Below are 25,554 nucleotides of genomic sequence, written 5' to 3'. Positions count from 1 at the left end.
CTCCAGATTATTAAGTTGGAGCAAAATTATCGTTCAACCTTAACCATTTTGAGTGCGGCAAATAGTGTTATCCAGAATAATCCCAAACTATTTGAGAAAAAGTTATGGAGTGAATATGGTAATGGTGAGGCAATCAAGATAATTAGCTGTAATAATGAAGAATCTGAGGCTGATACCATCGCAAGGCGGATAATGTTGCATCAGTTACATAATAATACTCGTTTTTCAGATTATTCAATTTTATACCGGAGTAATTATCAGTCAAGAGTGCTGGAACAGGCATTACGCAACTATAAGATACCATATACAATTGCCGGGGGCAGTCATTTTTTGATCGTGCTGAAATTAAAGACATTATGTCATATTTACGGCTTATTTATAATGAAGATGATGATACTGCATTTATCCGGGCGGTTACGACGCCCAAACGGGGAATAGGAGAAGTTACCCTAAAGCGTCTCTCCGAATACGCAAGTAGGCGTCAGCTTTCTTTGTTTGCTGCATTATTTGAAGAAGGCTTTGCCGTAGAATGTAATTCGACTCAGCATGAATCGCTTCTTACTTTTGGTAAATTCATAAGTTATATTCAGGAACGACAGGAAAAAGAACGCGCAGGTGACCTTCTTCAGCAATTACTTAAATCAATAAACTATGAGGCTTATTTATACGATATGGAGGAGCCAAAAAGTGCAGAAAAAAAATATGGTAATGTCCTAAGCTTTGTTGAGTGGCTGACAAAAAAGGGGGATGAAGATAATAAGTCATTACCTGAATTAGTACAAAATATTGCATTGATAAGTCTTTTAGATGGTAGAAGTGAGGAAGAACCCAATGCCATTAAATTAACCACGCTTCATGCCGCCAAAGGTCTTGAATATCCATATGTTTTTTTGATTGGCTGTGAAGAGGGGATTTTGCCGCATCAAGAGTCATTAGCTAGTGATATGATTGAGGAGGAGCGACGCTTAATGTATGTTGGTATTACTAGAGCTCAATATGAGTTAACTATAAGCTATTGTGAGCAAAGACGTAAAGCTGGATCTCTTGAAGTACGTGAACGCTCAAGGTTTCTGGCAGAAATGGGGAATAATAACATTGTTGATGAAGCCAAGCGCAGGCATGAAAAAATTAATGACAAAAATGAGCTTCAGCATAAATTTGGTTTATTGCGTTCGCTTCTTAAGCAAACTGGTGAGTAGTATATTGTTTTAGAATTGTAAAATAGTTGAATATGCAATTAGTTTTTCCTAGTAGAGTAGGTTAGTATATAATAGCTGACTGAAAAAGTAGGATTTAATAAAGAGGATTTATTATGGATAAACCTGTATTATTTATTATTCCTGGAGCATGTGCTTTTGGCTCACAGGTAACATTGGAGTGGGTAAATGAAGCCTATCAAGTAGGTCTCACTACCCCAGAAATAAGAGCTAGCAGTCAATTTAAAGCAATCAATCCTTCTGGGAAAGTTGGTGCTTTGAAGGATGGTGATAATGTTGTTGGCGAAAATCTGGCAATTTTGTTATATTTGGCTGACAAGTATCAGCATAAGGGAATTTGTCCTCCTGTTGGGACACAGGAGCGAGCCCATGTTTATCAGTGGCTTTCCTATTTATCTTCAACACTTCATCCTGCATTTGGACAGGTTAATTTCCCCGGGCGTTTTGTTACACCCGAATCAGTAGATACTTTTCGGCAAATGGCACTTGAGCGGTTGATTGCAGTATTAAACTATGTTAATAATAGCTTTAATTCGCATGGTTTACTGGTTACAGATAAACCAACCATTGTAGAGGCTCAGGCTTATGGATTACTTCGCTGGAGTAATGGGTTTCATGGAAATCCTCCAGTTGTCGATATTAATGACTTTCCCCAAATTAAAGCCTTTTTTGAATTGATGGAAAAAGATAAAGCCGTTAAAAATGCCTTAGCAATTGAAGCGGGAAATATTGATAATCTTAATGATAGCCAGTTTGCTGGTTATTTTCTATTCAATTAATTAATTTTACAACAAGGAGGTATAAATGCGCACCCGAATTGAAAATTTAAAACGCTTTATCGCCAATGAAATAGTTCCAATTGGCAAAGCAGCATACTTGAAAGATGATATTGTCGCTGCGATTTCAGTCACTTTTGTAGCAATTCCATTATCATTAGCAGTTGCGGTGGCATCCGGAGTAGCACCTCAGGTTGGACTAATTTCTGCGATATTTGGTGGAATTATTGGAGCCTTATTTGGTGGGTGCCGCCTTAGTGTTACTGGGCCTGCCGTGGCGATGTCAGTATTGGTTGCAAATACGGTACAAAATTATGGCTTTACCGGGCTATTAGTGGTTGGAACCATTTGTGGATTATTACAAATTATTTTTGGTGTCTTGAAACTTGGACGCTTGGCAAAAATAATTCCACTTTCTCTGGTTCTTGCCTTTACTGCTGGTATTGGGGTTATCCTATTTTTTAGCCAGATTGCTATACTATTTAATCTAAATGCAGCAATTGAACATCCTGTTATGGGACTTATCCATCACTGGGGTGAGATTGTACCTAGGGTTACTACAGCTGGTATCTGGCTGACGTTACTAACTTTGGCTATTTTGGGGATAGTTCCGCGTTTCTTGCCTCGTGCCTATGCCTTTGCTTTTGCTGTATTTATTCCAATGGCAATTGCTTATTTTGGTAATTTACAAGTAAGACTCATTGGTGAGATTCCACACGATTTGGTTCATCCGGACATAATTGATTTTAGCCAGATTGGAAACTGGAAAAGCCTGATAATAACTGGAATCGAGGTATTTATTCTTGCTTCTCTTGAGACTTTACTATCAACTAGTGCTGTTGACATCATGGGTAAGGGAGACTTACATAATCCTAATCAGGAATTGATTGGGCAAGGTATTGCCAATGTTGGGGTTGCTGTTTTTGGTGGTATCCCGGTAACCAGTGTTATTGCGCGTTCATCAGTTAACGTCCTTGCTGGTGCCAAGACTAGAAGAGCAGCTTTATTGCATGCGTTGATTATCTTTGTGATTGTATATTTTGGGTCTGAATTTATCGAGAAAGTACCAATGGCAGTACTTACTGGTATTTTGATGGCAGCTGCTTTCAAAATGATGAATTTCCGTCAAGTAGTTGATCTATGGAAAAATGACCGCCTTGAAGTTCTGGTCTATGCAATTACTTTTATCGCAATCGTAGTAACTGATCTTATTAGTGGAATTCAGGCTGGTTTATTTGCGGCCTTTATTCTGGTAGCTTTCAGAATGATGCGTACCAAGGCAGATATCAAGCTTTGGACAAATAAAAATGTATTACGAGTTGGTCTTAATGGCAATGTAAGTATCCTTGCTTATGATGAGCTAAATCGTATTAAAGAACTAGCTTTAGCACAGGCTGGGCTTAAATTTGTGATCTTTGAATTTGCTGCGTTACATAAGATTGATGCTAGTGGTGCTAAGCATTTGGTAACAATTGCCAAAGAACTTGCTGACGAAAATATCAAAACTATTTTTCATGGCATGACTAGCGACCATCAAGCAGTTATTTTACAGGTTAGTAGTAGTGAAGCCAGCCATTACCAGATTACTGTTATGGAGAGCCAAATCAAGGAAATACTTGAGAAATCTGGAATTGAACATTCTGCTAATGATGTGTTGAAACATGGTATTGTCAAATTTACTAGTAACTATGCTAAAGATAATCAGGAGCTGATTTCTACCCTTGCTAAAGGGCAAAAGCCACATACATTACTGATTACCTGTTCAGATAGTCGGCTTAATCCAAATGCGTTTTTCTCAGCTAATATTGGTGAAATTTTCATTGTCCGGAATGTCGGTAATGTAGTTCCTCCATATATGCCAAATAATATTTATAGTGAAATTGCAGCAATTGAGTATGCTGTTTATGAGCTTGGTGTGAGAAATATCGTAATTTGTGGACATACCGAGTGTGGGGCAGTTAAGGCTTCTTATGCTACTGGTGATAAGGATCTCGGTTATATTGGTCTTGATAACTGGCTAAGCATTATTAAAGATGGTTTTCGTAAACATAAGCCAACAGATGCAGCACACGGGGTTAAAGTTAATCTTTTAAATCAGGTTGATAATCTTAAAACATATCCAAAGATTGTTGATATGATTGCAAATACTCAGATTACAGTTAATGCTTGGATTTATGATGTTCATTCAGGTAATATGCTGGAATGGGATGAGAGTAAACGTGATTTTGAAGTGATAGCTTAAGACTTTTGCTTGGAACTAAAATAGGAGGATTTATATCCTCCTATTTTTTTATTGACTACTCAACGATTTTTACTTTATCCATTGTCCGGATTTCTTGGCATTTATCAACAAACTTTTTATTTGTAAAGTGATAAAAGGCGTACAATGAAACAACTACATATGCGGCATAAAATGCCCCATAGTTAAGATAGTCATGACCACCATAGTTACTAGGGCCAACTAGTATCAATATTGTTATCATCCATAAGAAACCGACAAATGGTAAGGAGATTTTTGCTACATCCATAAAGCTATATCCATCCTGACCACGTGCGTGTAGCATCATAAATACAGCCATCAAAGCACTCATGGTTAAGGTAAGATAGAGCATATCTTTTGCACCGATGAAGATGAAGAAGATTGATTGAACCAGGAATAATATAGCGCAGATGATGTTTGCAAAAGGCAGGCGGAAATTTCTTTCCATGGTAGCATGACTATGTCGCAGGGCAATTAATGAAATAGGAATTATCATGTACATTAGAATGATTAGCGCTGTAATAAAGTTGATTAATACTGCCCAGCTATGAAATAAATACAAAAATACTACTGCAACTCCAAAATTAAAAAACATTGCTCTTTTTTCAAAATTATGCTTTTTATCGAGAACCGCAAGCATACTTGGCATTTGTCTTTCGGATGCCATTGAGTAAAGTACCCGTGAACCGCTACCCACAAAAGTAATCCCGGTACCTGATGGTGAAATACAGGCATCTGCATATAGAACCATTGTAACAAAATTTAGGCCAATCATGGTGGCAATCTGGGCAAATGGTGAACTGAAATTTAGGCTAGCCCAACCATTAGTTACTAACTGCTGTGTATCAAGTGCACCGATAAAAGCAGTCTGTAAAATTACATAAATAAAGAAGCATATAATGATCGAAATAACCATTCCTAATGGCAGGTTGCGTCCGGGATTTTCAATTTCACTGGCAAAAGAGGCACATAGTTGGAAGCCATTAAATGAATAAATCATTCCTGTAGAAGTCATTGCCAAAATAATTGAATTCATTCCATATGGCATGAAGCTATCTTTATAGGCGGTAAAATTTGCCGGATGAAAAGAAGTGCCGATGATGATCAGTGCAATTAGTGCTGGTAGGACGACTTTTACCGCAGCAATCGAGTTATTTACTTTGGCAAAAAATTTAATCCCAAACATATTTGCAAGCCAGTAGGCTACCAAAAATAGAAAAGTAAAGGCAAGACCTGCAGCAGTTAATGCACCATCACTAATCAATAGCTTTGACAAATGAGGTGATATTCCTGCCAGATATTCAACACTTGCTTGAGCCTCACCCGGGATACTACCAACTAGTTCAAGCCAGATAGCAAAAGCAAAAATAACCCCAAAATATTTATTGTGGGATAAAGATCCCATTCGCCCAATAATTCCACGTAGTGGGAAAATAGCTACAATTTCGGCAATAACCAGTGCCATTAATATAAAAAATACTAGGGTGAGAACCCAAGATAAATATACACCTGCTCCTGCAATCTTTGCGCCGAGGTAAGCACTAAATAACCAACCACTACCAATAATTCCCGTCGTTGAGATGGCAATTACCGATAGTAGCCCGATTTTATGTTTTGGTATTGAACATTCCATTTAACCGACCTTTTTAAAAAATTGATTTTATCATACCCGCCTTATTTAATGTTTGTGCCACTGCAACATTTTGTCTATCATTTGCAACTAAATCCAACAGCAACTGGAGAATATCATTTGTAAGTTAAATTGATAGTAGAATAACTTGGGAACTGATCATCTTTAAGAGAGCATTCTTTGTCTGGAATATTCCAGTATAATAGAGGGGAAACCAGATTGGAAAAATGCAATGAATTACTTACAAGACTATGTTAATGCCCTGAAAATGGTTGTTTTACCAGAACAGAAAACAATTATAGTCAACCCCGAGTCTTATTTTGTCTATGTCTCGCCATTACTAATGGAAAAAAATAATGTCCTTGGAATTGATTTAAGTACGGCAACTTACGATAGTTTGCCCGCGATCCAGCAGATATCGGAAAGTTGTATTCAAGAGGATGTTGAGTGTCTCAAATATAGACAAATTCAACAATATATTACCTCACAGAATTATGATGGTGAGATTCAGTTATACTTAAAACAGAAAACACCGCTAGTTGATCCTAATATTGATCAGGCAGTCGGCGTGCGAGTTGATTTTTTCCCAATATTTTCGCTAGGGCACTTTAAGCCATATATTAATAATCATATTGTTAAATATGATAATCTTGGATTTACGAACCAGAGACGATTGAATTTGGAATTAACCGAGATAGAAGAGCTAATCATTTTTCTTTTGATTATGCATGCAAAGCCAAAAGTGGTAACCCATCATCTGAATATCATTATGCATAAAGATACTGCGGTTAGTACTGTAAGGAATATTATTCATCAGCAGTTATTAAGGAAGTTTGAGGTTTTAACCGTGGAAGATCTGATTGATAAAGCAATTTTTCTTGGTTACGATACCATACTTCCACGAATTATGGTGGAACAGTTTAGTATAAGGATAGTTTAAGTGGCAAGCGAGATCAAGATTGAAGTAGCAAGATTTGAAGATCTAAGCGCGATACAGGCAATTTATGCTCATCATGTTCTTAACGGCTTAGGTACTTTTGAAGAAACTCCACCCACAATTGAAGATATGGAGAAGAGATTTGATAAAATAACTGCGGATGGGTTCCCTTTTCTGGTAGCAAGGCTCACCGATAAGGTAATTGGTTATGCCTATGCATCACATTTTAGGGAACGCTCGGCATATCGTTTTACGGTTGAAGACTCCATCTATATTGATAAACAATATCAGGGTAGTGGTGTTGGATCAATGCTACTTAAAGAGTTGATTGTTTCCTGTAAGCAGCGTGGTTATCTGCAAATGCTGGCATTGATCGGGGATAGTAATAATCGTGGTTCAGTTAATTTACATAAGAAGCATGGTTTTGAATTAATCGGAATTATGAAGAATGTTGGTTACAAATTTGAGAAATTTGTTGATGTAGTTGTTATGCAGCTTGATTTGGAGGTATAAAATAATGAAGATTCTGGTATTAGATAAAAATACAACCACGGTAAATGATGATATTAGTTTTCGTGGTTTTGAGCAATTTGGTGAAATGGTTATTCATGAAAACTTAAATGAACCCGAAGCAATTATTAGTGCTACTAAGGGGGTTGGTGTTATTGTGGTAAATAAAGTCTATCTGACTGAAGTAATAATCAATAGATTGCCTGATAGTGTGAAGCTAATCGCAATTACAGCAACTGGATATGATAATGTTGATGTTGCTGCGGCAGCTAAACGGGGTATTAAAGTAGCTAATGTTCCTGGCTATGGTACGAATGCTGTCTCGCAGTTGGTGATTTTCTTAATGCTTAGTTGTGCGATTCAGTTCGTTCCCCAGCTTGACTATATGCGAGAAAAGGGCTGGGATAAAATGGCTGGTTTGGCGATACCTATGCATGAATTAGCTGGTAAGACTTTGGGTATCATTGGATTGGGTGAAATTGGTATCGCTACGGCAAAACTAGCGTTAGCTTTTGGGATGAAAGTAGTTGCTTATAACCGTAGTATTAAAAATATAGAAGGAATAAAACAGCTGGAACTTTACGAAGTCGCAAAAGAAGCTGATTTTATTTCTCTAAATTGTGCACTTACTAAAGATACTGCCAAAATCATAAACGAGGAGTTTTTGAGACATATGAAGCCAACTGCGTATCTGATTAATGCTGCGCGTGGTGGTCTTGTTGATGAGATTGCACTTAGTTTAGCGATAAAAAATAAGCAGATCGCTGGGGCAGCACTAGATGTATTAAGTAGCGAGCCACCATTGCCAGATAATCCGCTTCTTGGCTTGGACAATGTACTGCTAACACCACATATTGGTTGGGCACCAGTTGAAGCACGGCAACGGTGTATTGATATTACGGTTGCGAATATTGCCGCTTTTATTGATGGGAAGCCAGTGAATTTATTAAACTGAAATAATTACTATTTACGTCAAAGCATAATGACGGGAGAAACCCGTCATTATGCTTTTTTTAATTGTAATCATTGGTTAAAAAAATGGTGTGATAATGGCGTTTAATTGTAGCTCATTAGTAATACCGCCGTACATACTTGGACAAATATTATAATCAGAAATTATATCTGGATCCATATTAACCATTGGATAACAGCCAGCTGCCATGTTAGTATTATAAGTTTGGTATCCATTAGATACTACTCCATTATTGGGTGTATAAGTAAATATTGAATAATTCCAAGCATCATTGTTGGGGTTAGATACTAGTATTGACATAGCTCCTAAACTGTAACCGTTACCACTACTAAATCCACTCTGAGGAGACGAAAAGGATGAAGCCATATTACTTACAGGTGTTTGTAATTTACTAGCATTCTGATCAACTGTTGGTTCTCCGCCAAGATATTTAACTGGACCTGCGGTAAAAACATTACTCATGGATTGACCATTAGTATAGCCTAGTAACAAGTTGGCTAATGCAGCTTGTTGCTGTGCTATTGTTCCATTCGCACTTGTCATTGGGTAGTTTATGATAAATTCCCCTGCAATTGGATATGATGCCAAGCCGCCCCAAGTTGCATATCCATTACTAAAGTCTGTTTCTAAACCATATACAGGGTTCGTTACAACAATTGGTGATAATCCTATTCCAGTAATTCCTGCTTGTTGATCACCGCTAATGTTCATATTACTTGCATAAAATACAGCCATTGGTGCGGAATTATTTAGTTGTACAGTTGTAGCTACAGAAGGAAAATAAGCATTTAACTCTCCACCAATTTGACCAGCTTCATTATATGTGCCATTATATTGAAGAATAATTGAATTCCACATCTTATCAGCCCATAAACTGTCCCCTACACGGTATGGAGTGGTTGTTGATGAATAGAATGTATATGGATCACTAGTCGCAATTTGGGTCATTGTTGCACAGCTGCTTAGATTATTCATGCAATTGTTGACCTCACTTGCTAGGTTTAAATAATCTGTCGAATAAGAATTAGCCAAATTATTTAATTCAGTGGGTATATCAATAGTACTATTTCCAGCAAGTAGAGTAGGTGTCAACATATTTGCATATAACTGTGCTCTGCCAGCTAGAGAGGTTAAATTAAAAATTAACTGGATATGATTTTCTAAGTTTGTAACATACGGAGCGTAAGCATCGGGAAAAGATCCATTAGCCAAGTTACTTACAGGCTGGGTAGTTAATGGTGTTGGAGGTGTGCCACCACCTTGAGCATTAATTACAGTTACGCCGCTTGGAAATTGTTCAAATAAACTCATGTCAGTAGGAAACCCTGATGTTTGGATATCTGATCCAACTGCGGCAGTTAATGCACTAATTAATGCGCTTAAGTCTGTCAAATATCCAGTACATGTGGTTACACTGCTGGAAGTGATTTGCTCATTACAGGCATTAGCTCCATTTTTATTATTACCAATCCATTCAGATATTATTCCTTCAAATGAATCACCTTTATTCGCAACTATACCATTTGTTATGTTATGTGTATTTTGGAACGTATAATCGCCATTACTTACATAGGAGCTTGCTAGACTAAATGTTTGGTTTGTATTTTTACTTAAAGAGGTTAGTTCTGCTGTAAAGTCAACAAAAGAGTAACTTGCGTTTAATGTGTTAGATATGCTCGTACTTGAACTATTACTGGAGGAAGTTATTGTCGATGTAAATTGATTACTGACCCCAAGAGCCTCGTTAGTAATATATGATGTCCCACAGGTTTGCATAAATTGTTCTGGATTACTTGCTAGCAATGATTTTCCATTTGCTGATAATTGAGTTCCTTCGAAATTAGTACTTAATGCAAAATATGAGAAGAAATTATTTTGTCCAGTTGAGTAAGTTCCACTATAATTGGTGTCGTAACTGAAAGAGTCTTTTGCTTTGAATAATCCATCAGCTCCAGATATGCTTGCTTTTAAATTTAAAGTACTACTGAAGGTACTATCAGAATTTGTTGTATTGAAATTAGCAAATCCTGTAACTCCTGGACCATTCATCGATGATTGGGTTTCTGGAATATATGAATAGCATACGGGTTCTCCATTACTTAAATACCCCCCAGAACCTTCAACTGAAGATTGGGTAGATGCAGTAATTCCAAGATCTAGCCCAGTATAAACTTTACCAGCGGCTTTATTTATTCCATTAATATTTATTGCTTTAGCTGTTTCTGCAATATGTTTATAACTACTGTCTAGATTTGGTTTGTCTGCATTTAATGCTGATAAGTTTGAATAGTGGTGCGTAACTTTATTTGGATCTTTTGAGTGTCTATTGGCAAAGTGCTGCCCATGAGGATGACCTGTCCAAATTAAAATATTTTTCTTGCCATCAGGGCTTTGTGTAAATTGTCTAATTTCAGATATTTTACCATTGACAGTATCAGCTTCAAACTGGGTGGCTGAAGTGGTAGAACTACCATTACTACTGGTAGTTCCGTTATTACATGCAGCAAGAGTGAATGTGCTTATGACTGCAAGGCTAATTAATTTAAGTTTATTGTTCATGTTAAGACCTCCCTTAAGGTAAAGATGAAATTTATATATCTCACAGTTAGAATTGTAACAAATGGAAATTAGTTTTAGTTTCCCATATTTGCAAATGCATTTCCCATATTTGCAATGTTGGAATTATTGTTATGTAAATATAATAATTACAATGGCTGATGTCGAAAATGGAGAGTTATTCATTTTGGGTACAGGGCTTGCTATATGTGGTAAAGTGTATTTTTTTACAACATTTTATTTGAAAGTTACAAGATAACGATTAATCTGACAAGCGGTATGGATATAGGGAGGTGGTTGATAAATCGATTTGTATCGAAATATCGATAGTTCTGATTAAGCCTGAAATTTGTTATAATCTGCCTAGATTGTAAATTAGGGAAATTATGCAGCCATTAACAGAAATTTTAAGACCACAGCAGTTGTCTGAAGTAGTTGGTCAGGGGCATCTTGTTGGCGAAAATGGGCTTTTAACTAGGTTATTAAATAGTAAAAGAATTACTTCAATGATATTTTGGGGGCCGCCTGGAGTTGGAAAAACTACTCTTGCCAATATTTTAATTAAAGAGTTTGATTGTCATGCTATCTATCTCTCAGCTGTATTTAGTGGGGTTAAAGAAATAAAAGAGGCGTTAGAAGCCGCAGAAAAAAATCAAGGCGGATTATTTAACGATAAACCAACAGTTCTTTTTGTTGATGAGATTCACCGATTTAATAAAGCGCAGCAGGATGCTTTTCTTCATCATTTGGAAGAGGGTAAGATTATCCTGATCGGAGCAACTACTGAAAACCCTTCATTTGAAATAAACAATGCATTATTATCAAGGATGCAAGTTTATGTACTTGAAAGTTTGACTTATGATGATTTGTCAAATCTTTTAGCACGGGCAATCAAGTACAAAATTAAGCCAAAGCTTGATGATGATGCAAAGAAACTTTTAATTGACATTTGTGATGGTGATGCACGAAGGCTGGTAAACTTGTATGAGCTTTTAGCAAATTCGACAGATGAAGCCAATATAGATGCCACCTTAGTAAAATCGGTTCTTCCTAAGAATATGCAACGGTTTGATAAAGGTGGTGAGGAATTTTATAATCAAATTTCAGCGTTACATAAATCAGTACGTGGATCTAACCCTGATGCAGCATTGTATTGGTTTGGGAGAATGTTAGCTGGTGGTGCTGACCCATTATACCTAGGTAGAAGGTTACTGCGTATGGCATGGGAAGATATTGGGTTAGCAGATATCAATGCAGCAACTGTTGTAAATAATGCTTTACAGACTTATGAACGTCTTGGTTCTCCAGAAGGTGAACTTGCGCTTGCTGGGGCGGTTACCTATTTGGCTGTTACTAATAAGAGCAATAGCCTCGAATTAGCTTATAATCAGCTAAAAGAATATATAAGAAGTAGCGGTAGCACCTCGGTACCAGTTCACTTACGCAATGCTCCCACTAAGCTGATGGCAGAATTAGGCTACGGTAAAGAATATCGCTATGCACATGATTATCCAAGTCATTATGTACCAAATGAAAGTTACTTTCCCGATGAGCTAGAAATATCACCAACATTTTATCGACCAACAAATCAAGGTTTCGAACAGCGCATTATCGAGAGGCTTCAATTTTTACGAGAGCTTGATGAACAGGCTAGGGAGCATTGATGCTATCCGTTGGCGTAGAGTTCATTAATTGCTCCTGACTATTATTTGCAGCTGGAACTGTATTTATGATTGATTGTTGATTTCTGTTCTGGAAAATTGGGTTATTACCATTAGCTGGTGATTGTCCCTGATATTGACCATTACTATAGTAGGTAGTATTACCATTTACAGTCATAGTACTACCGTATGTTCCGTTTATATAGTAGTTGCCTGCTTGGGGTGCTCCAGGGACAGGTGGAATAGGATTAACCGCAAAAACTGATTTTATGATAATTAATTCTAAAATTAAAATAAGTTTTTTCATGGTAAATTAACTCCTTATTGTATCTACCCCGAGTTTTTGATCTACCGTTTTATAAATTTCGGTATAGTAATTAATACTGGTTACGGTATATATTTTACTAGTTTAAATATAAATATAGTATAGCAGTTTTAACAGTTTACTGGTAAAATTTTACAATTATTACTGCCGATGTTTAATTTTATTTTTCAAAAGTGAATTGTTGTTATACGGAAATGGTTATTTACATTCATATTGTCATTAATGCATAATACCTTATGCTAGCTTTAGCTACCACAATATTTGTAAAAGGAATATTTATGAAGACCAAGTTAATTAGCTTATTGACCTGTTTAGCAGTTAATAGTTACGCTGTAAATACTATAATCAGTCTTCCATCGTCTGAACTTAGCGGCTTTACTGTTATTAGGGCTGAAATTGCTACTACCGCCGGAATTAAATCGGCAGAACAGAACTGTAATAATGTTTCATATTGTAATCTAACACTTCCAGGGCTTTCTCTAACTCCAGGAATGCATGAAGTTAGTATTTATGCTACAAATAATGGTAAAAAAATTGGTAGTGCATCAATTGAAAAGTTTGCGAATACTCCTGGAGATGAAATTTATAATATTTCCCTGAATGCTGCTTCCATAAATTTTGCTAATGCACCATTATTGCAGACATCCAGAAATAATATGGATGGTAATAGTATCGATGATTATAGATTAGTCTCACAGCGAGTTAGTGCCAGTTTTAAAATTATCGCGGCAGTTTTCCCCGGGTTTAAACAGGTAAGCGACCTTGGTGGTGGCATAGTTGAGCTGATGTTTCCCCGTGGTGGCGGTGGTGGCGATACAACTACCAGTAAACAGCTAACTATTGCAATTGAGCTGATTACTCAAGTAGGAGCTCAGGTACAAAGAGTTGAAAATCAGCTAATAAATTTTTATACCAAATACAATAAAGATCGCTTTCAGGATAAACTTGCCAACCTTAATACTAACCTTGCAATCATTAATCAACTTTCACAGCAAATTAGTAACACTTTGAATCAGAGTAATAAAAGCTTGCTTGAATATATCAAAGCTCTTCAAAAAGCAGAACCATTACCAATTGTAATTAAGTTTTTCCAAACACAGCGCGACCCTGCTGAATTAGCTCTAAATAATATCATGGGTAATAATGGCGATAATTTAACAAATCTGAAATCCTCTCTTGATGCTTTGATACATGAAACCAGCCGTGATGGTGCAAAAATAAACTACATTGCATTAAATAGTTTTTATAATGCACAATATGTAAAAATGTACGTAGATATTCTTACTACTATTGCCAGCATGCAGCAGATTGATACCCTCGGGGCAACATTAATCAGTAAGGATTTCCCATATGCAAATATTTATAATACACATATTGCCATTAAAATTAATGGAGTATCATCTACTAATACTATTGCACAGAATGCTGAAGTTGTACGTAAATTTTACGCTGAAAAAATTAAGTTATTAATGGATAAACTTCCAGTTGACAAAAATTCATTAAAAGATATTTATGGTTCGATAAGATTGAAATTTGATGATCCTTCACAATTTACCACTGAGGGTATCCTTGACCCGACAAAATTATCCTCACTGGCAGGACTGAACCTCAAATCATACGATGGGACAACACTGGTGGGAACTTATGGCGGTAACGCCAAATCTAATTGGCCTACTGCCGCAGATTTCAGTGTTCCTTTTAAAAGCATTCAGAATAGTACGTTGCGGGTAGTTAATGGTCAAACTATTTTTATTCCAGCCGAAGCTCGGGAACATGGGTATAATGGTATTACGCGACTAGTATATGTGGATCATCGTGAGTCTCGTAGAGAGCGTAAAGAAAGCAAGGCAGAACAAGGTAGTGCAGAAGGTCATGCAATGTTCTGGCGAAAAGACCGCTTTTATCATAAGAATGGTTCAAAAGCATTTTACGATATTCCAGTAATTTCTGAACTTAACTATAGAAATCTTACTCGGTTATATGTGGAAGGTGATGCTCACAAATATGAATGGAATCACCCGCTGGAAGTTATTAATGGAAATCATATTCGGATGAATCGCCCTAATTATGAAACCAAGGTAAGTGGTCAAGGAGACGTTGAGCCGCGGTATGCAATCTACTCGGTTAGCGGCGGCGGTGTTCCAAATAATACGCAATACGTCTTTGGTATCAAATATGGAGCCTGGGGCTGGAATGAAGGTAACTATTATAGTGTCAGTCTACATTATCGGGAATATCGTTGGCGCGACCTTTGGAGTTGGGGCTTTAGGTTATTCTGCCCAACACTTAACTGCAAACAGCTTGACTATCAAACTCTTGCTTATCCAGATGGTACCTTTGTTAAAATTACTGGCGAATGGTCAGATGCTAAAATCCTTGTAACTCGAGATAGTCAATATGCTTGGAATAAATATCAAATAACTACCAAATTTCCAGAAAAAGGCTATAACTACATGTATTATGCGCCCAAACTAGGTCCCATCAAATCAGGAAGTCATGATTTGGCACCCAATGCGACAGATGTTTTTTATAACCCGGAAAAAGTAGTCAGATTCAGATATTCATTCGGAATGCAGGATATCAACAGGATTGGACAAGATGATACACCTCAATTTGATTTAAATATGGAAAACAATTACTGCCATAGTTATGGAACCAAGTTTGGCAAGAATCTGAGAACATGTGTCTATGATAAAGGTAATAACCATTTTGAAATTGTAACTACCGATTGATAGGTTAGTAGAGAAATAAAGTATTCGTAATCAAAGGATCCTTTTTTATAAGGATCCTTTTTTGGAGTTAGAATAGTATTTTTTAATTCAATTGATTACGTTGCCAGCTGCCATAGGTTGGATTTGGTAATGAAAAATACTCCTGTCCAAATTTTTTATAAAATTCACCATTTGGATTTTGTTTGATTGCCTCACTTTGTTTTATTTTCGGGAAATCTTGGATATTATCACCAAAATAAGCAATTACTTTTAATGGTGGCAGTTTACTGTAACTAATTAGTCCGTCATATTTGCCTGTTTCGACAGCCTGAAATCTTGGATTTTTGTCATCATCCTTCTGGTTCTTAGCAAGTATTACATTATCAAAACAGATATCAGCTTTTTTTAGATTGTCTATAGTTGCCTGTAGTATTTTGTCATCAAAACTACCGTTACGGTTGGAGATTAAAGTTACCTTGCCACCAAGTTTTTGTACCTTGCAAGTAAGGTTACTTGCCCCTGGGGTTGCTAGTGAAATTTCTTCTTCCATAAATGAATACATCGTTGACTCACTAAATTTACCGCAACTCATTACCATGCGTTTCTGGTATTCAGTATTATCGAGAACTGTTTCATCTATATCAAGAATGATCCCCCATTTCCCAGATTTTAAATGATCATTTTTTACTCTAGTTTTAATTTTCTCCAATCCAAGGGCAAATGCTTGGTTATATAATGCTACTTTCTCGGCTGAATCGCGATACCACATTGTAGCATCATAGCCTTGTGATGATTTGGGATTACCTGAAATGCAGGTTGACTTATTATTGTTAATAGGTGCACTAGAATTTGCTTCGGCAAAGATTCCGCCGCTATAAATTAAACTGATACCAATGAATAAAGTTGAAAATTGTTTTTTCATGTAAGACCCTAATAATGTTTTTTTGTTTTTAAATTATTTATTAAACGGCAATAAAAAGCGTATCGATTACTATCGATTAAATTTTCATTCAGCATGGTTTTTATCTGGCATCCAGGCTCATTAAGATGCAAACAATTGTGAAATTTGCAGTTACCTAGATGATCCCTAATTTCTGGAAAATACCAAGCAACTTTTTCAATATCAAGGTGAAATAAGCCAAACTCCTGTAATCCTGGGCAGTCAATTAGATCAGAGTTTCCATCAATATGATATAGTGTTGCATGTGTAGTAGTATGACGACCACTAGTTTCATATTTGGCAATTTCTCCTGTTTTTGCATTAGCTTCCGGGCAGATTTGGTTAGTAATGGTTGACTTGCCAACCCCTGATTGACCAATAAGCAGGGTGCGTTGGTTTTTAAGGTAATTTCCTAATTGTTCACAATTATTCAGTGCACTTAACTTGATTATTTCATAACCCAATGTATTGGCATAGAGATCTGTAAGCTTTTGAGCAAATTCAGTTGATTCTGGTAAATCCATTTTATTAATGATAATTACTGGTTTTATTGCACTTGACTCTGCACAAATAAGGCAGCTATCAAGAAACCCGATATTGAAATTAGGTTTTACTGCAATGACAATCAATAGTTGGGATAGATTACTGGCAATTATTTTACTGCGGTAATGATCGCTGCGGTATATCAGGTTGTTTCGTGGTACTAGCTCAGTAATTGATGCCTGATTATCATTGATAATATCAATTGCTACTGTATCGCCTACCACAAATTCAGTTTTTTTACCTTTTGCTGTTGATTGATATACTTTACCATTAGATTCAACATTAAAAAAGCGTCCATGGCTATTGATAACTAATCCCTGCTGCTGTCTCATCTATTTTTCCAGGTTTGCTATTCTAGTGCTTGCTGGAGGATGAGAGTAATAAAATTTAACGTATAAGTCATCAGGAGTCAAGGTGCTAGCATTATCTCGGTATAGTTTTACTAAGCCGTTTATTAGATCTTTGCTATTACTATGCTTCTTGGCAAAATCATCAGCCTCAAATTCATTCTTACGTGACATAAAGCTACTAATTGGCGCCAGAGGTAGACTTACCAAATTTGTAATAATAAAAAGGAGGATTAGCCCGCTGGCATTATTTATAATACTTACATTCATTCCATTATAAAACCATTCGTGACTTATAAATAGGCTAAATAAATAAAGACCAACTAGGGTGATTCCAAATGAGATTACCATTTGTTTAATGATATGCTTATGTTTGAAATGTCCTAGCTCATGGGCAAGAACAGCGATAATTTCATCGTGTGAAAGCTGCTTTAATAGTGTGTCAAAGAATACAATTCGTTTACTGGAGCCAAGTCCGGTAAAGTAGGCATTACCATGGCTAGAGCGTTTTGATCCATCCATGACAAAAACGCCTTGTGATTTAAATCCACATCTTTCAAGTAAAGTTTCAATTTTAGTCTTTAACTCAAGATCTTCTAGTGGTGTAAATTTATTAAATAATGGCGCAATAAAAGTGGGGTAGATTAATAAAATCAGCAGATTAAATACAACTAAAACCAGCCAGACCCATAGCCACCAACTACTAGCAAGATTTTGCATTAGCCATATTACCAGATAGAGTAGTGGAGTACCAATAAGTAAAGCAATAATAGTTCCCTTGATTAAGTCTGCAATAAAGAGCTTTATAGTCATTTTATTGAAACCAAACTCCTGCTCAATTTTAAACGTACTATAATAACTAAATGGAATGAATAGCACTGAACTAGAAATTGAATAAGCAATTATCAGGCACACCTGACTAGTTAATGGATAATTACTAAATGTGCTTAACTGCCCAATCATGTTAATTCCGCCACCAAAAGTAAAGAAAAGTAGCACAATTGCGCCAAAAAATAACTCTACCCTAGCAAGCTGTAATTTTGCCTGAGAGTATCTCCCTGCTTTTTGATGTTCTTCTAAAGTAATCTGTTTACTAAATGCTTCCGGTACTCTATTGAAAAACTTGAGGATTGAATCTTTCTGTCGCAAATTTAGATGATATTTAAGTGTTACATCAAAAATAAGCAGAATTGCGAATATCCAGCTAAACCAATTATTCATGGAGTAATAAATTCCTTTTGGATTATAGTATGTTATAAATAATAACTATTTGATTTAATTAATAGTGATTAAAGAGGGTATTTTACCAGAAATTAATTACAAGTGTTTATTTACGGATTATTTATAGATAACTGAAATTAGAATTGAAAGAGCCTGAATTATTAAATCCAGGCTAAGGTAGATTTGAACATCTAGGCGTTAGATAGTGCCTGAAGCACCTCTTCGGTAACTTTACCCACACTTTGAGTTCCGTCAATAGTAACAAATTTTACATCTTTTTCATTGGCGTAGTATTTGCATAATACCGAAGTTTGTGCATGATATACCTGAAGACGTTTTTTTATGGTTTCTTCTTTATCATCATCGCGTTGGATTAGGTCTTCTCCAGTTAAATCATCTTTACCTTGAATTTTGGGTGGGTTATGTTCTGTGTGATATGTTCTACCTGACGCAGGATGGACCCGGCGTCCAGATAATCTTGCAATAATTTGCTCATCCGGCACAGCAATTTCCATTACGTAGTCTATTTTCACCCCAGCATCGCGCAATGCATCTGCTTGTGCTGTCGTCCTAGGGAAACCATCGAATAGATATCCATTTTTACAGTCAGCTTCTTTAATTCTTTCTTTTACGAGACCAATTACTATCTCGTCTGATACCAAGTGACCAGCATCCATAATTTTTTTGGCTTGTTTCCCCAGTTCTGTACCAGCTTTTATTGCATTTCGCAACATATCACCAGTTGAAATTTGCGGGATTTTAAATTTTTCGGTAATAAACTGTGCCTGAGTACCTTTGCCTGCTCCTGGTGCGCCAAGTAAAATAATACTGATCATTAACGTTGTCCTTACTGGTTTTTATTATTCGGTTATCAAGCAATAATTATATCAAACTATTTCAGATATAGATATACGCATGTGCGAAATGATGATTTATCTATTTTTTATTATAGTAAAAGTAAACAATTACTGCGATTTATTTGATAAAATGATAGGCTAAGTATTTAAACCCATATTAATGAGAGGGAAGGCTTATGAGGCTTAAATTAATGTTTGCTGTAGCTGTTTCTGTTTTTTCTGCTGCTTATGCTGACTGTAGTTTTACGTTTGTGAATAAATCTCACGCTCCGGTAACGCTACAGGGGTACTTTCTTGAAAATGGAGATGATCAGAGTAAAGATGCTTGGATTACCGTAGATCCTACGCGTCAAGTAACGCAGGTAAGAAGTGGGAAAAAGTGTAATACTGTTTATAAACATAGCGGACAGGTTGCAACGAGAATTGATCTCAAGAATAGCTCAGGTTACTGGATTGGGAATAAAGGATTTTTGTTTGCAGCGGATCGTTCGTACTCTCACTATTCTGGTGATCGGGCAATGGCAGATGATGGAACCAAAGTTACATTGTCAAATGGTGCGAAAATTAGTGGTAAAGAATTTAAGGTTGTTATCTGTCAGCCAGATGTTGATAGTGATAATTGTAATTAAAAAATCAGCCTACGGGCTGATTTTTTAATTTATTAAATAATGTCAAGACAATATTCTCTAATTATTTTATCAAACACCAGAAGCTCGTCAATATCATTAATCAACTCTCCGTCAAATTTGATCAAGGCCTTCTCAATTGTTTTTGGTATATCATAAAATTTAATTTGATTCTTTAGATATTTTTCAACTGCCATTTCATTGGCAGCATTTATTATCGCAGCATTTTTACTATTGTTTTTCAAGCTATCAAGTGCGATTTGCAAACATGGAAATCTATCTAAGTCTGGTTTTTGGAAAGTGAGTTCACTAAGTTCCACGAAGTTTAAATTTTTACTTCCTGATGCTATTCTTTTCGGACTACTTAGTGCATAAGCAATTGGAGTTTTCATGTCCGGAGTTCCCATCTGAGCAATGATTGAACTATCGATATACTCTACCATTGAGTGAATAATGCTTTGTGGGTGGATAATTACATCAAGTTCTTGCGGTGCAGCGCTGAATAACCATTGCGCCTCAATTAATTCGAGCCCCTTATTCATTAAAGTTGCACTATCTATCGAAATTTTTTGCCCCATACTCCAGTTGGGATGCTTTACCGCTTCTTTTGCCATTGCATTTATTAACTGCTCTTTAGGAGTATTTAAAAATGGACCTCCAGAGGCTGTCAGAATAATTTTATTTACTCCAACCTCTTTAAGTGATGCATAATTGTAAGGTAATGCTTGATAGATGGCGCTGTGCTCGCTATCTACAGGTATTAGTTGCGCATTGTTTTTTCTTACGGTAGTAGTAATTATAGCTCCACCAGCAACGAGGGATTCTTTATTGGCAAGGAGTATCCTTTTGCCTGTTTTTGCTGCGTGGTAGGTTGGAATTAACCCGGCACTACCTACGATTGCAGACATAACTATTTGTACTTCAGGGTGTGCTGCTAGCTCTGCCAGTTGTTTTTCGGTATGGAGTACCGTTGTTTTAATTTTTGCTTCATTTAGTTTTATCTTTAGCGTGGCAGCATGTTCAGGGTTTTTAATCCAAACAAAAGTAGGGGAAAACTCTTGGCATTGGGTAAAAGCTAGCTCCAGATTAGAATTGGCAGACAATGCAAATACTTTATACTTATCTTTATGTAGCCGGATAACATCAAGTGTTGATTTACCAATGCTGCCAGTTGAGCCAAAAATAATTATATTTTGCATCTTATGCAACCCAAATCAAGGCAAATCCAATAGATAGAACTGCAATCAGACTATCTACCCGATCAAATACTCCACCATGTCCTGGTAAGATATTTCCACTATCTTTGACCTGTGCTACGCGTTTTAGCCATGATTCAAAAAGATCACCAATTACACTAACAACGGTAAGGATTAGAGCGAATTTAATTGCTGCTCGATAATTTGCTAGATACACTGCTACATTAAAAAATTTAAGGGTTAGTAGGTAAAGTATTACTAGTAAGATTCCACCAGCTGCTCCTTCAATGCTTTTACCCGGGCTAATTTTAGGGGCAAGCTTGCGTTTGCCAAAGGCTTTACCCACAAAATAAGCACCACTATCGGCAACCCAAGCTATAGCCATCAAACTAATTAATTGCCAAGAGCCAAAAATGGCATGAATTACAACTAGTGAGTAGTAGGCTGGGACGAAAAGCGCAATAGCAAATATGGCAATGGTAATCTTTGAAAATCGTTTCGGTGTAAAAATCAAAATCATTGGCACAACAAAGCACCAGATGGTGACGGAAACTATTCGCATAACCTGACTGAAGTCATAGTTGATTTGATTTATTGCTACGACTATGGCGGTATTTATTACTAATAATGCTATAGTTTCAGTCAAATTAAACTTATACATTGTAGCAAGTTCATAGATAGCAATCAGGCAAAGTAACCAGCAGGCAACGGAAAAGCCCAAGGGGGGAGTGCAAAAAGAACTACTCCAGCAAGAATAAATAGAATGATAGACGTTATTAGACGTTGCTTTAGCATAGATTACCCCTTCAATTGCTCTGACGTTTTTCCAAATCGCCGTTCCCGTGAATTATACCATTCTATTGCCTTGTCAAGAGCAGTGGTATCAAAATCTGGCCAACATAACTCGGATAAAAATATTTCAGTATAGGCGATTTGCCATAGCATGAAATTACTAATTCTTGATTCCCCACTGGTTCTGATCAATAATTCTGGTGCTGGTTGACCATTCGTCAAAAGATAATTTGCAAATTCAGCTTCACTGATCTGGCTGGTTCGCTTCTCTGTAATTATCCGATTTACTGCCTGTAATATATCATATTGCCCACTATAGTCAAGACAGATATTGAAGTGTAATCCAGAGTTATTTGCGGTTAATTTTTCAGAGTGGTTAATTTCTCTTAATAGTTGATCATTTAGTCTGCTTCTGTCGCCAATAAACTTTATAATCGCATTCCGTTCATGCATTTCTGCCAATTCTTTTTGTAGGCGTTTTAACATTAACTTCATTAGAAAAGAAACTTCAGATTGTGGTCTATTCCAATTTTCCCGTCCGAAAGCAAATACTGTTAAGTGCTTTACTCCAATCGCATCACAATGAATAACCATTTTTTTTAATGTATTGACACCTTTTACATGTCCGGCAACTCTTGGTAGGAACCGTCGTTTTGCCCAACGACCGTTACCGTCCATTATTATGGCAATATGCTTTGGGATTATTCTAGTCATATATGTGTTCTAATGATAGTCGAAATGCAATGCCATCAGGCATTGCATTTACAAATTATGATAAAATTCTAATGGGAGTGGATGTTTATTAAACTGTTAATAGTTCTTTTTCTTTATCAATAGTTAACTTATCAATCTCTACGATAAATTTATCCGTGATTTTTTGAATCTCATCCTGACCACGTTTATCGTCGTCTTCGGTGATTTCTTTATCTTTAAGCTTAGCTTTCAATTCGTTATTTGCATCTCGGCGTAAATTGCGAACAGCTACTTTAGCATCTTCAGCTTCAGCTTTTACAACCTTGATTAACTCTTTACGGCGCTCTTCTGTTAATGGTGGCATTGGCACACGAACTGTGCTGCCATTGGTTGCTGGGTTTAATCCTAGATCAGCATCTCGGATTGCTTTTTCGATTATACCTGCCATTTTTGCTTCAAATGGTTGGACATTAAGCGTTCTTGCATCACTTACATTAACTGTTGCAACCTGATTAATTGGCATCATGCTACCATAATAATCAACTTGGACATGATCAAGAATACCAGCATGAGCGCGACCAGTTCTTATTTTACCTAAAGTACCCTTGTAATTTTCAAGTGTTTTCGCCATTTTAGTTTCAGTCTGTTTTTTGATTTCGCTGGTCATAGTTTTCCTGTTTTAAATTTTATTCTCTGGGGCAAGATTATATAAAAAATCCAGAATTTTGTCAATTCTGAAAATATGCGTACATTAGTTGAAGCGTTAAAGATTATAGGCGTTTATGTGCTTTTATAGCTTGAGCTGCTTCTCTCTGTCCTTCTCTTTCTTTTTCAGTTGCGCGTTTGTCGTGGAGCTTCTTACCTTTGGCTAGCGCGATTTCCGCCTTAACTTTGCCCTTTTTGTAGTGTAAGTCCAATGCTATCAAACTATAACCACGCTGTTCAACTTTACCTATTAATCGATCTATTTCACGACGATGGAGCAAAAGTTTTTTTAATCGGCTAGCATCTGCTCTAATATGTGTACTTGTGGAAATCATTGGATTAACATTAAATCCGATTAGCCAAATTTCATTGTTTTTGATTTTTACATAGCTGTCTTTGAGCTGTCCTTTTCCTGCCCGAATAGCCTTAACTTCCCAGCCTTCAAGTACAACCCCAGCTTCGAATTTTTCTTCGATAAAATAATCGTGGTAAGCTTTTTTGTTACTTATAATACTCATAATGATTTACTGTAAAAAATGATTCTTTAATGCACCCGATTCTAACATAAAAGCTGATTGGGAGCTGTTTTTTTGCAGTAGAAGCCATTAATTTGTTACAATTATCGGTTAATTAACTTTATTTTAAACCAAGGATACATCTGGCTATGTCCAATGCTTCTGAATTACTGACCTTTCAGGATATAATCTTAAAACTTCAAAATTACTGGGCGAAAGCTGGCTGTGTAATTTTACAGCCTTATGACAAAGAAATGGGTGCAGGGACTTCACATACTGCAACTTTTTTGCGTAGTATTGGACCCGAGCCATGGTTTGCCGCATATGTACAACCATCGCGTCGTCCTAAAGATGGTCGCTATGGTGAAAGTCCAAATCGCCTACAACATTATTATCAATATCAAGTAGTGCTAAAGCCTTCTCCAAGTAATATTCAGGAGTTATACTTAGACTCTTTACGTGAATTAGGGGTTGACACAGATACTCATGATATTCGTTTTGTCGAAGATAATTGGGAAAATCCAACTCTTGGTGCTTGGGGTCTTGGTTGGGAAGTTTGGCTTGATGGAATGGAAGTTACTCAATTTACCTATTTTCAGCAGGTTGGTGGGCTTGATTGTAAACCAGTTCTTGGTGAAATTACTTACGGGCTTGAGCGTCTAGCAATGTATCTACAGGGTGTTGATAGCGTTTATGATCTTATTTGGGCACGGACGCTAGATGGTAATCATGTAAGTTACGGTGATGTTTTTCACCAAAATGAGGTGGAGCAGTCTAAATATAACTTTGAATATAGTAATGCGGAACTATTGTTTGGCAACTTTAATAATTACGAGACTGAGGCAAAAAGGCTTCTTGAAGCTGAATTAGTCTTGCCAGGTTATGAAATGATTTTAAGTGCGGCACATACCTTTAATTTGCTTGATGCTCGTGGTGCTATCTCGGTAACTGAGCGAGCTACATATATTGGGCGTATTCGTACCTTGGCAAAGTTGGTCGCAGAGAAATACTATCTGTCAAGAGAGCAACTAGGTTTTCCATTGATAAAAAAATAATAAAATGAAATGCCCATTTTGCAATAATGATGACACTCAAGTGATTGATACCCGATTGAGTGATGATAGGATGGTGATAAAACGTAGGCGCAAATGTATTGCTTGTGATAGGCGTTTTAATACTTTTGAAAAAATTGAGTTGCAAATGCCTGCTGTTGTCAAATCAGATGGTTCACGGCAGGAGTATGATGAATCAAGAGTTCGTACCAGCTTTATGAAAGCACTTCATAAACGCCCAGTTGCAACTAAAGATGTTGATGCAGCAATTGAATTAATTCGTCAGCAAGTACTGATGCATGGTGAACGTGAAATCAGTAGTCGTATCATTGGTGAAATGGTAATGGAGCAATTAGCCAAGCTTGATACGGTAGCGTATATCCGATTTGCCTCGATATACAGAAGTTTTCAGGATGTTGATGATTTCACTAATATAATTAAACAGGTTGATGATAAATAAGTTCTTGCACCAGATTCAAAGTGACTAGAAGTTAAATAGATAGGAAGAAGA

The 25,554-nt window shown here is 36.6% G+C and carries 22 protein-coding genes and 1 pseudogene; 11 read left to right on the top strand and 12 right to left on the bottom strand.

Annotated features, from left to right (window positions below; all coding sequences use genetic code 11):
* Positions 1 to 15: 15 nt before the first annotated feature.
* The 3 genes and pseudogenes from CUN60_RS13225 to CUN60_RS09945 all read left to right on the top strand — a co-directional run bounded on the left by CUN60_RS13225 (position 16) and on the right by CUN60_RS09945 (position 4,235).
* Positions 16 to 1,199: pseudogene (locus CUN60_RS13225) on the top strand (ATP-dependent helicase).
* Between the two features lie 113 nt (positions 1,200 to 1,312).
* On the top strand, positions 1,313 to 1,996 hold the full coding sequence (locus CUN60_RS09950; protein WP_102951893.1) for a glutathione S-transferase family protein: 684 nt from the start codon (positions 1,313 to 1,315) through the stop codon (positions 1,994 to 1,996).
* 25 nt (positions 1,997 to 2,021) lie between these two features.
* Positions 2,022 to 4,235, top strand: a complete 2,214-nt coding sequence (locus tag CUN60_RS09945) for a SulP family inorganic anion transporter (RefSeq protein WP_102951892.1) — start codon at positions 2,022 to 2,024, stop codon at positions 4,233 to 4,235.
* A gap of 55 nt (positions 4,236 to 4,290) precedes the next feature.
* On the opposite strand, the gene CUN60_RS09940 is transcribed toward CUN60_RS09945, so the two are convergent.
* Positions 4,291 to 5,886, bottom strand: a complete 1,596-nt coding sequence (locus tag CUN60_RS09940; RefSeq protein ID WP_102951891.1) for an APC family permease — start codon at positions 5,884 to 5,886, stop codon at positions 4,291 to 4,293.
* 229 nt (positions 5,887 to 6,115) lie between these two features.
* On the opposite strand from CUN60_RS09940, the gene CUN60_RS09935 reads away from it, so the two are divergent.
* The 3 genes from CUN60_RS09935 to CUN60_RS09925 are packed head-to-tail and all read left to right on the top strand — an operon-like array spanning position 6,116 to position 8,285.
* Positions 6,116 to 6,823, top strand: a complete 708-nt coding sequence (locus CUN60_RS09935; RefSeq protein ID WP_102951890.1) for a hypothetical protein — start codon at positions 6,116 to 6,118, stop codon at positions 6,821 to 6,823.
* Complete coding sequence (locus CUN60_RS09930; protein WP_222593258.1) at positions 6,824 to 7,333, top strand: GNAT family N-acetyltransferase; 510 nt, start codon at positions 6,824 to 6,826, stop codon at positions 7,331 to 7,333.
* 4 nt (positions 7,334 to 7,337) lie between these two features.
* Complete coding sequence (locus CUN60_RS09925; protein WP_102951889.1) at positions 7,338 to 8,285, top strand: NAD(P)-dependent oxidoreductase; 948 nt, start codon at positions 7,338 to 7,340, stop codon at positions 8,283 to 8,285.
* Positions 8,286 to 8,360: 75 nt separating this feature from the next.
* On the opposite strand, the gene CUN60_RS09920 is transcribed toward CUN60_RS09925, so the two are convergent.
* Entirely contained in the window at positions 8,361 to 10,862 is a 2,502-nt protein-coding gene (locus CUN60_RS09920) for a hypothetical protein (protein ID WP_102951888.1), read from the bottom strand.
* A 383-nt stretch (positions 10,863 to 11,245) separates the two neighbouring features.
* Here CUN60_RS09920 and CUN60_RS09915 point away from each other — a divergent pair, with 383 nt between their 5' ends.
* Positions 11,246 to 12,523: a replication-associated recombination protein A gene (locus CUN60_RS09915; RefSeq protein WP_102951887.1), complete on the top strand. Its 1,278-nt coding sequence runs from the start codon at positions 11,246 to 11,248 to the stop codon at positions 12,521 to 12,523.
* Here the strand turns inward: CUN60_RS09915 and CUN60_RS09910 are convergent.
* A complete protein-coding gene (locus CUN60_RS09910; RefSeq protein WP_102951886.1) occupies positions 12,510 to 12,827 on the bottom strand; it encodes a hypothetical protein in 318 nt (105 codons plus the stop codon). The two genes, CUN60_RS09915 and CUN60_RS09910, sit on opposite strands and share 14 nt — an antisense overlap.
* A 296-nt stretch (positions 12,828 to 13,123) precedes the next feature.
* Here CUN60_RS09910 and CUN60_RS09905 point away from each other — a divergent pair, with 296 nt between their 5' ends.
* Positions 13,124 to 15,577: a hypothetical protein gene (locus CUN60_RS09905; RefSeq protein ID WP_102951885.1), complete on the top strand. Its 2,454-nt coding sequence runs from the start codon at positions 13,124 to 13,126 to the stop codon at positions 15,575 to 15,577.
* A gap of 82 nt (positions 15,578 to 15,659) precedes the next feature.
* On the opposite strand, the gene CUN60_RS09900 is transcribed toward CUN60_RS09905, so the two are convergent.
* The 4 genes from CUN60_RS09900 to adk all read right to left on the bottom strand — a co-directional run bounded on the left by CUN60_RS09900 (position 15,660) and on the right by adk (position 19,440).
* Positions 15,660 to 16,478: an HAD family acid phosphatase gene (locus CUN60_RS09900; RefSeq protein ID WP_102951884.1), complete on the bottom strand. Its 819-nt coding sequence runs from the start codon at positions 16,476 to 16,478 to the stop codon at positions 15,660 to 15,662.
* Positions 16,479 to 16,486: 8 nt separating this feature from the next.
* Positions 16,487 to 17,371 carry a ribosome small subunit-dependent GTPase A gene (gene rsgA / locus CUN60_RS09895; protein WP_102951883.1) on the bottom strand — a complete coding sequence of 295 codons (885 nt, stop codon included), beginning with the start codon at positions 17,369 to 17,371 and terminating at the stop codon, positions 16,487 to 16,489.
* Complete coding sequence (locus CUN60_RS09890; RefSeq protein WP_102951882.1) at positions 17,372 to 18,607, bottom strand: M48 family metallopeptidase; 1,236 nt, start codon at positions 18,605 to 18,607, stop codon at positions 17,372 to 17,374.
* 191 nt (positions 18,608 to 18,798) lie between these two features.
* Entirely contained in the window at positions 18,799 to 19,440 is a 642-nt protein-coding gene (gene adk, locus CUN60_RS09885; RefSeq protein WP_102952474.1) for an adenylate kinase, read from the bottom strand.
* Positions 19,441 to 19,640: 200 nt separating this feature from the next.
* On the opposite strand from adk, the gene CUN60_RS09880 reads away from it, so the two are divergent.
* Positions 19,641 to 20,093 (top strand): hypothetical protein, encoded by a 453-nt coding sequence (locus CUN60_RS09880; RefSeq protein ID WP_102951881.1) that lies wholly within the window; start codon positions 19,641 to 19,643, stop codon positions 20,091 to 20,093.
* Between the two features lie 32 nt (positions 20,094 to 20,125).
* Here CUN60_RS09880 and dxr read toward each other — a convergent pair whose 3' ends face one another.
* From dxr to smpB, 5 genes are all read right to left on the bottom strand, one after another.
* On the bottom strand, positions 20,126 to 21,289 hold the full coding sequence (gene dxr / locus CUN60_RS09875; protein ID WP_102951880.1) for a 1-deoxy-D-xylulose-5-phosphate reductoisomerase: 1,164 nt from the start codon (positions 21,287 to 21,289) through the stop codon (positions 20,126 to 20,128).
* 1 nt (position 21,290) lies between these two features.
* A complete protein-coding gene (locus CUN60_RS09870) occupies positions 21,291 to 22,007 on the bottom strand; it encodes a phosphatidate cytidylyltransferase (protein ID WP_158649379.1) in 717 nt (238 codons plus the stop codon).
* A gap of 77 nt (positions 22,008 to 22,084) precedes the next feature.
* The gene (uppS, locus tag CUN60_RS09865) at positions 22,085 to 22,792 is read right to left on the bottom strand and encodes a polyprenyl diphosphate synthase (RefSeq protein ID WP_102951878.1); all 708 of its coding nucleotides are present in this window, start codon (positions 22,790 to 22,792) and stop codon (positions 22,085 to 22,087) included.
* Positions 22,793 to 22,880: 88 nt separating this feature from the next.
* A complete protein-coding gene (gene frr / locus CUN60_RS09860) occupies positions 22,881 to 23,438 on the bottom strand; it encodes a ribosome recycling factor (RefSeq protein ID WP_102951877.1) in 558 nt (185 codons plus the stop codon).
* 103 nt (positions 23,439 to 23,541) lie between these two features.
* Entirely contained in the window at positions 23,542 to 23,994 is a 453-nt protein-coding gene (smpB, locus tag CUN60_RS09855) for an SsrA-binding protein SmpB (protein ID WP_102951876.1), read from the bottom strand.
* A 146-nt stretch (positions 23,995 to 24,140) separates the two neighbouring features.
* Between smpB and glyQ the strand changes: the two genes are divergently transcribed.
* Positions 24,141 to 25,046 carry a glycine--tRNA ligase subunit alpha gene (gene glyQ, locus CUN60_RS09850; RefSeq protein ID WP_102951875.1) on the top strand — a complete coding sequence of 302 codons (906 nt, stop codon included), beginning with the start codon at positions 24,141 to 24,143 and terminating at the stop codon, positions 25,044 to 25,046.
* Positions 25,047 to 25,050: 4 nt separating this feature from the next.
* Positions 25,051 to 25,503 carry a transcriptional regulator NrdR gene (nrdR, locus tag CUN60_RS09845; RefSeq protein ID WP_102951874.1) on the top strand — a complete coding sequence of 151 codons (453 nt, stop codon included), beginning with the start codon at positions 25,051 to 25,053 and terminating at the stop codon, positions 25,501 to 25,503.
* The last annotated feature ends 51 nt before the right edge of the window (positions 25,504 to 25,554 follow it).

The organism is Aquella oligotrophica (genome assembly GCF_002892535.1).
Taxonomy (GTDB): Bacteria; Pseudomonadota; Gammaproteobacteria; order Burkholderiales; family UBA11063; genus Aquella; species Aquella oligotrophica.
The sequence above is the reverse complement of the archived record's forward strand: the minus strand, read 5'-3'. Positions and strand labels throughout refer to the sequence as shown.

Coding starts and splice junctions, on each gene's coding strand:
- CUN60_RS09950 (WP_102951893.1), top strand. CDS start 1,313: ATGGATAAACCTGTATTATTTATTATTCCTGGAGCATGTGCTTTTGGC.
- CUN60_RS09945 (WP_102951892.1), top strand. CDS start 2,022: ATGCGCACCCGAATTGAAAATTTAAAACGCTTTATCGCCAATGAAATA.
- CUN60_RS09940 (WP_102951891.1), bottom strand. CDS start 5,886: ATGGAATGTTCAATACCAAAACATAAAATCGGGCTACTATCGGTAATT.
- CUN60_RS09935 (WP_102951890.1), top strand. CDS start 6,116: ATGAATTACTTACAAGACTATGTTAATGCCCTGAAAATGGTTGTTTTA.
- CUN60_RS09925 (WP_102951889.1), top strand. CDS start 7,338: ATGAAGATTCTGGTATTAGATAAAAATACAACCACGGTAAATGATGAT.
- CUN60_RS09920 (WP_102951888.1), bottom strand. CDS start 10,862: ATGAACAATAAACTTAAATTAATTAGCCTTGCAGTCATAAGCACATTC.
- CUN60_RS09915 (WP_102951887.1), top strand. CDS start 11,246: ATGCAGCCATTAACAGAAATTTTAAGACCACAGCAGTTGTCTGAAGTA.
- CUN60_RS09910 (WP_102951886.1), bottom strand. CDS start 12,827: ATGAAAAAACTTATTTTAATTTTAGAATTAATTATCATAAAATCAGTT.
- CUN60_RS09905 (WP_102951885.1), top strand. CDS start 13,124: ATGAAGACCAAGTTAATTAGCTTATTGACCTGTTTAGCAGTTAATAGT.
- CUN60_RS09900 (WP_102951884.1), bottom strand. CDS start 16,478: ATGAAAAAACAATTTTCAACTTTATTCATTGGTATCAGTTTAATTTAT.
- rsgA (WP_102951883.1), bottom strand. CDS start 17,371: ATGAGACAGCAGCAGGGATTAGTTATCAATAGCCATGGACGCTTTTTT.
- CUN60_RS09890 (WP_102951882.1), bottom strand. CDS start 18,607: ATGAATAATTGGTTTAGCTGGATATTCGCAATTCTGCTTATTTTTGAT.
- CUN60_RS09880 (WP_102951881.1), top strand. CDS start 19,641: ATGAGGCTTAAATTAATGTTTGCTGTAGCTGTTTCTGTTTTTTCTGCT.
- dxr (WP_102951880.1), bottom strand. CDS start 21,289: ATGCAAAATATAATTATTTTTGGCTCAACTGGCAGCATTGGTAAATCA.
- uppS (WP_102951878.1), bottom strand. CDS start 22,792: ATGACTAGAATAATCCCAAAGCATATTGCCATAATAATGGACGGTAAC.
- frr (WP_102951877.1), bottom strand. CDS start 23,438: ATGACCAGCGAAATCAAAAAACAGACTGAAACTAAAATGGCGAAAACA.
- smpB (WP_102951876.1), bottom strand. CDS start 23,994: ATGAGTATTATAAGTAACAAAAAAGCTTACCACGATTATTTTATCGAA.
- glyQ (WP_102951875.1), top strand. CDS start 24,141: ATGTCCAATGCTTCTGAATTACTGACCTTTCAGGATATAATCTTAAAA.
- nrdR (WP_102951874.1), top strand. CDS start 25,051: ATGAAATGCCCATTTTGCAATAATGATGACACTCAAGTGATTGATACC.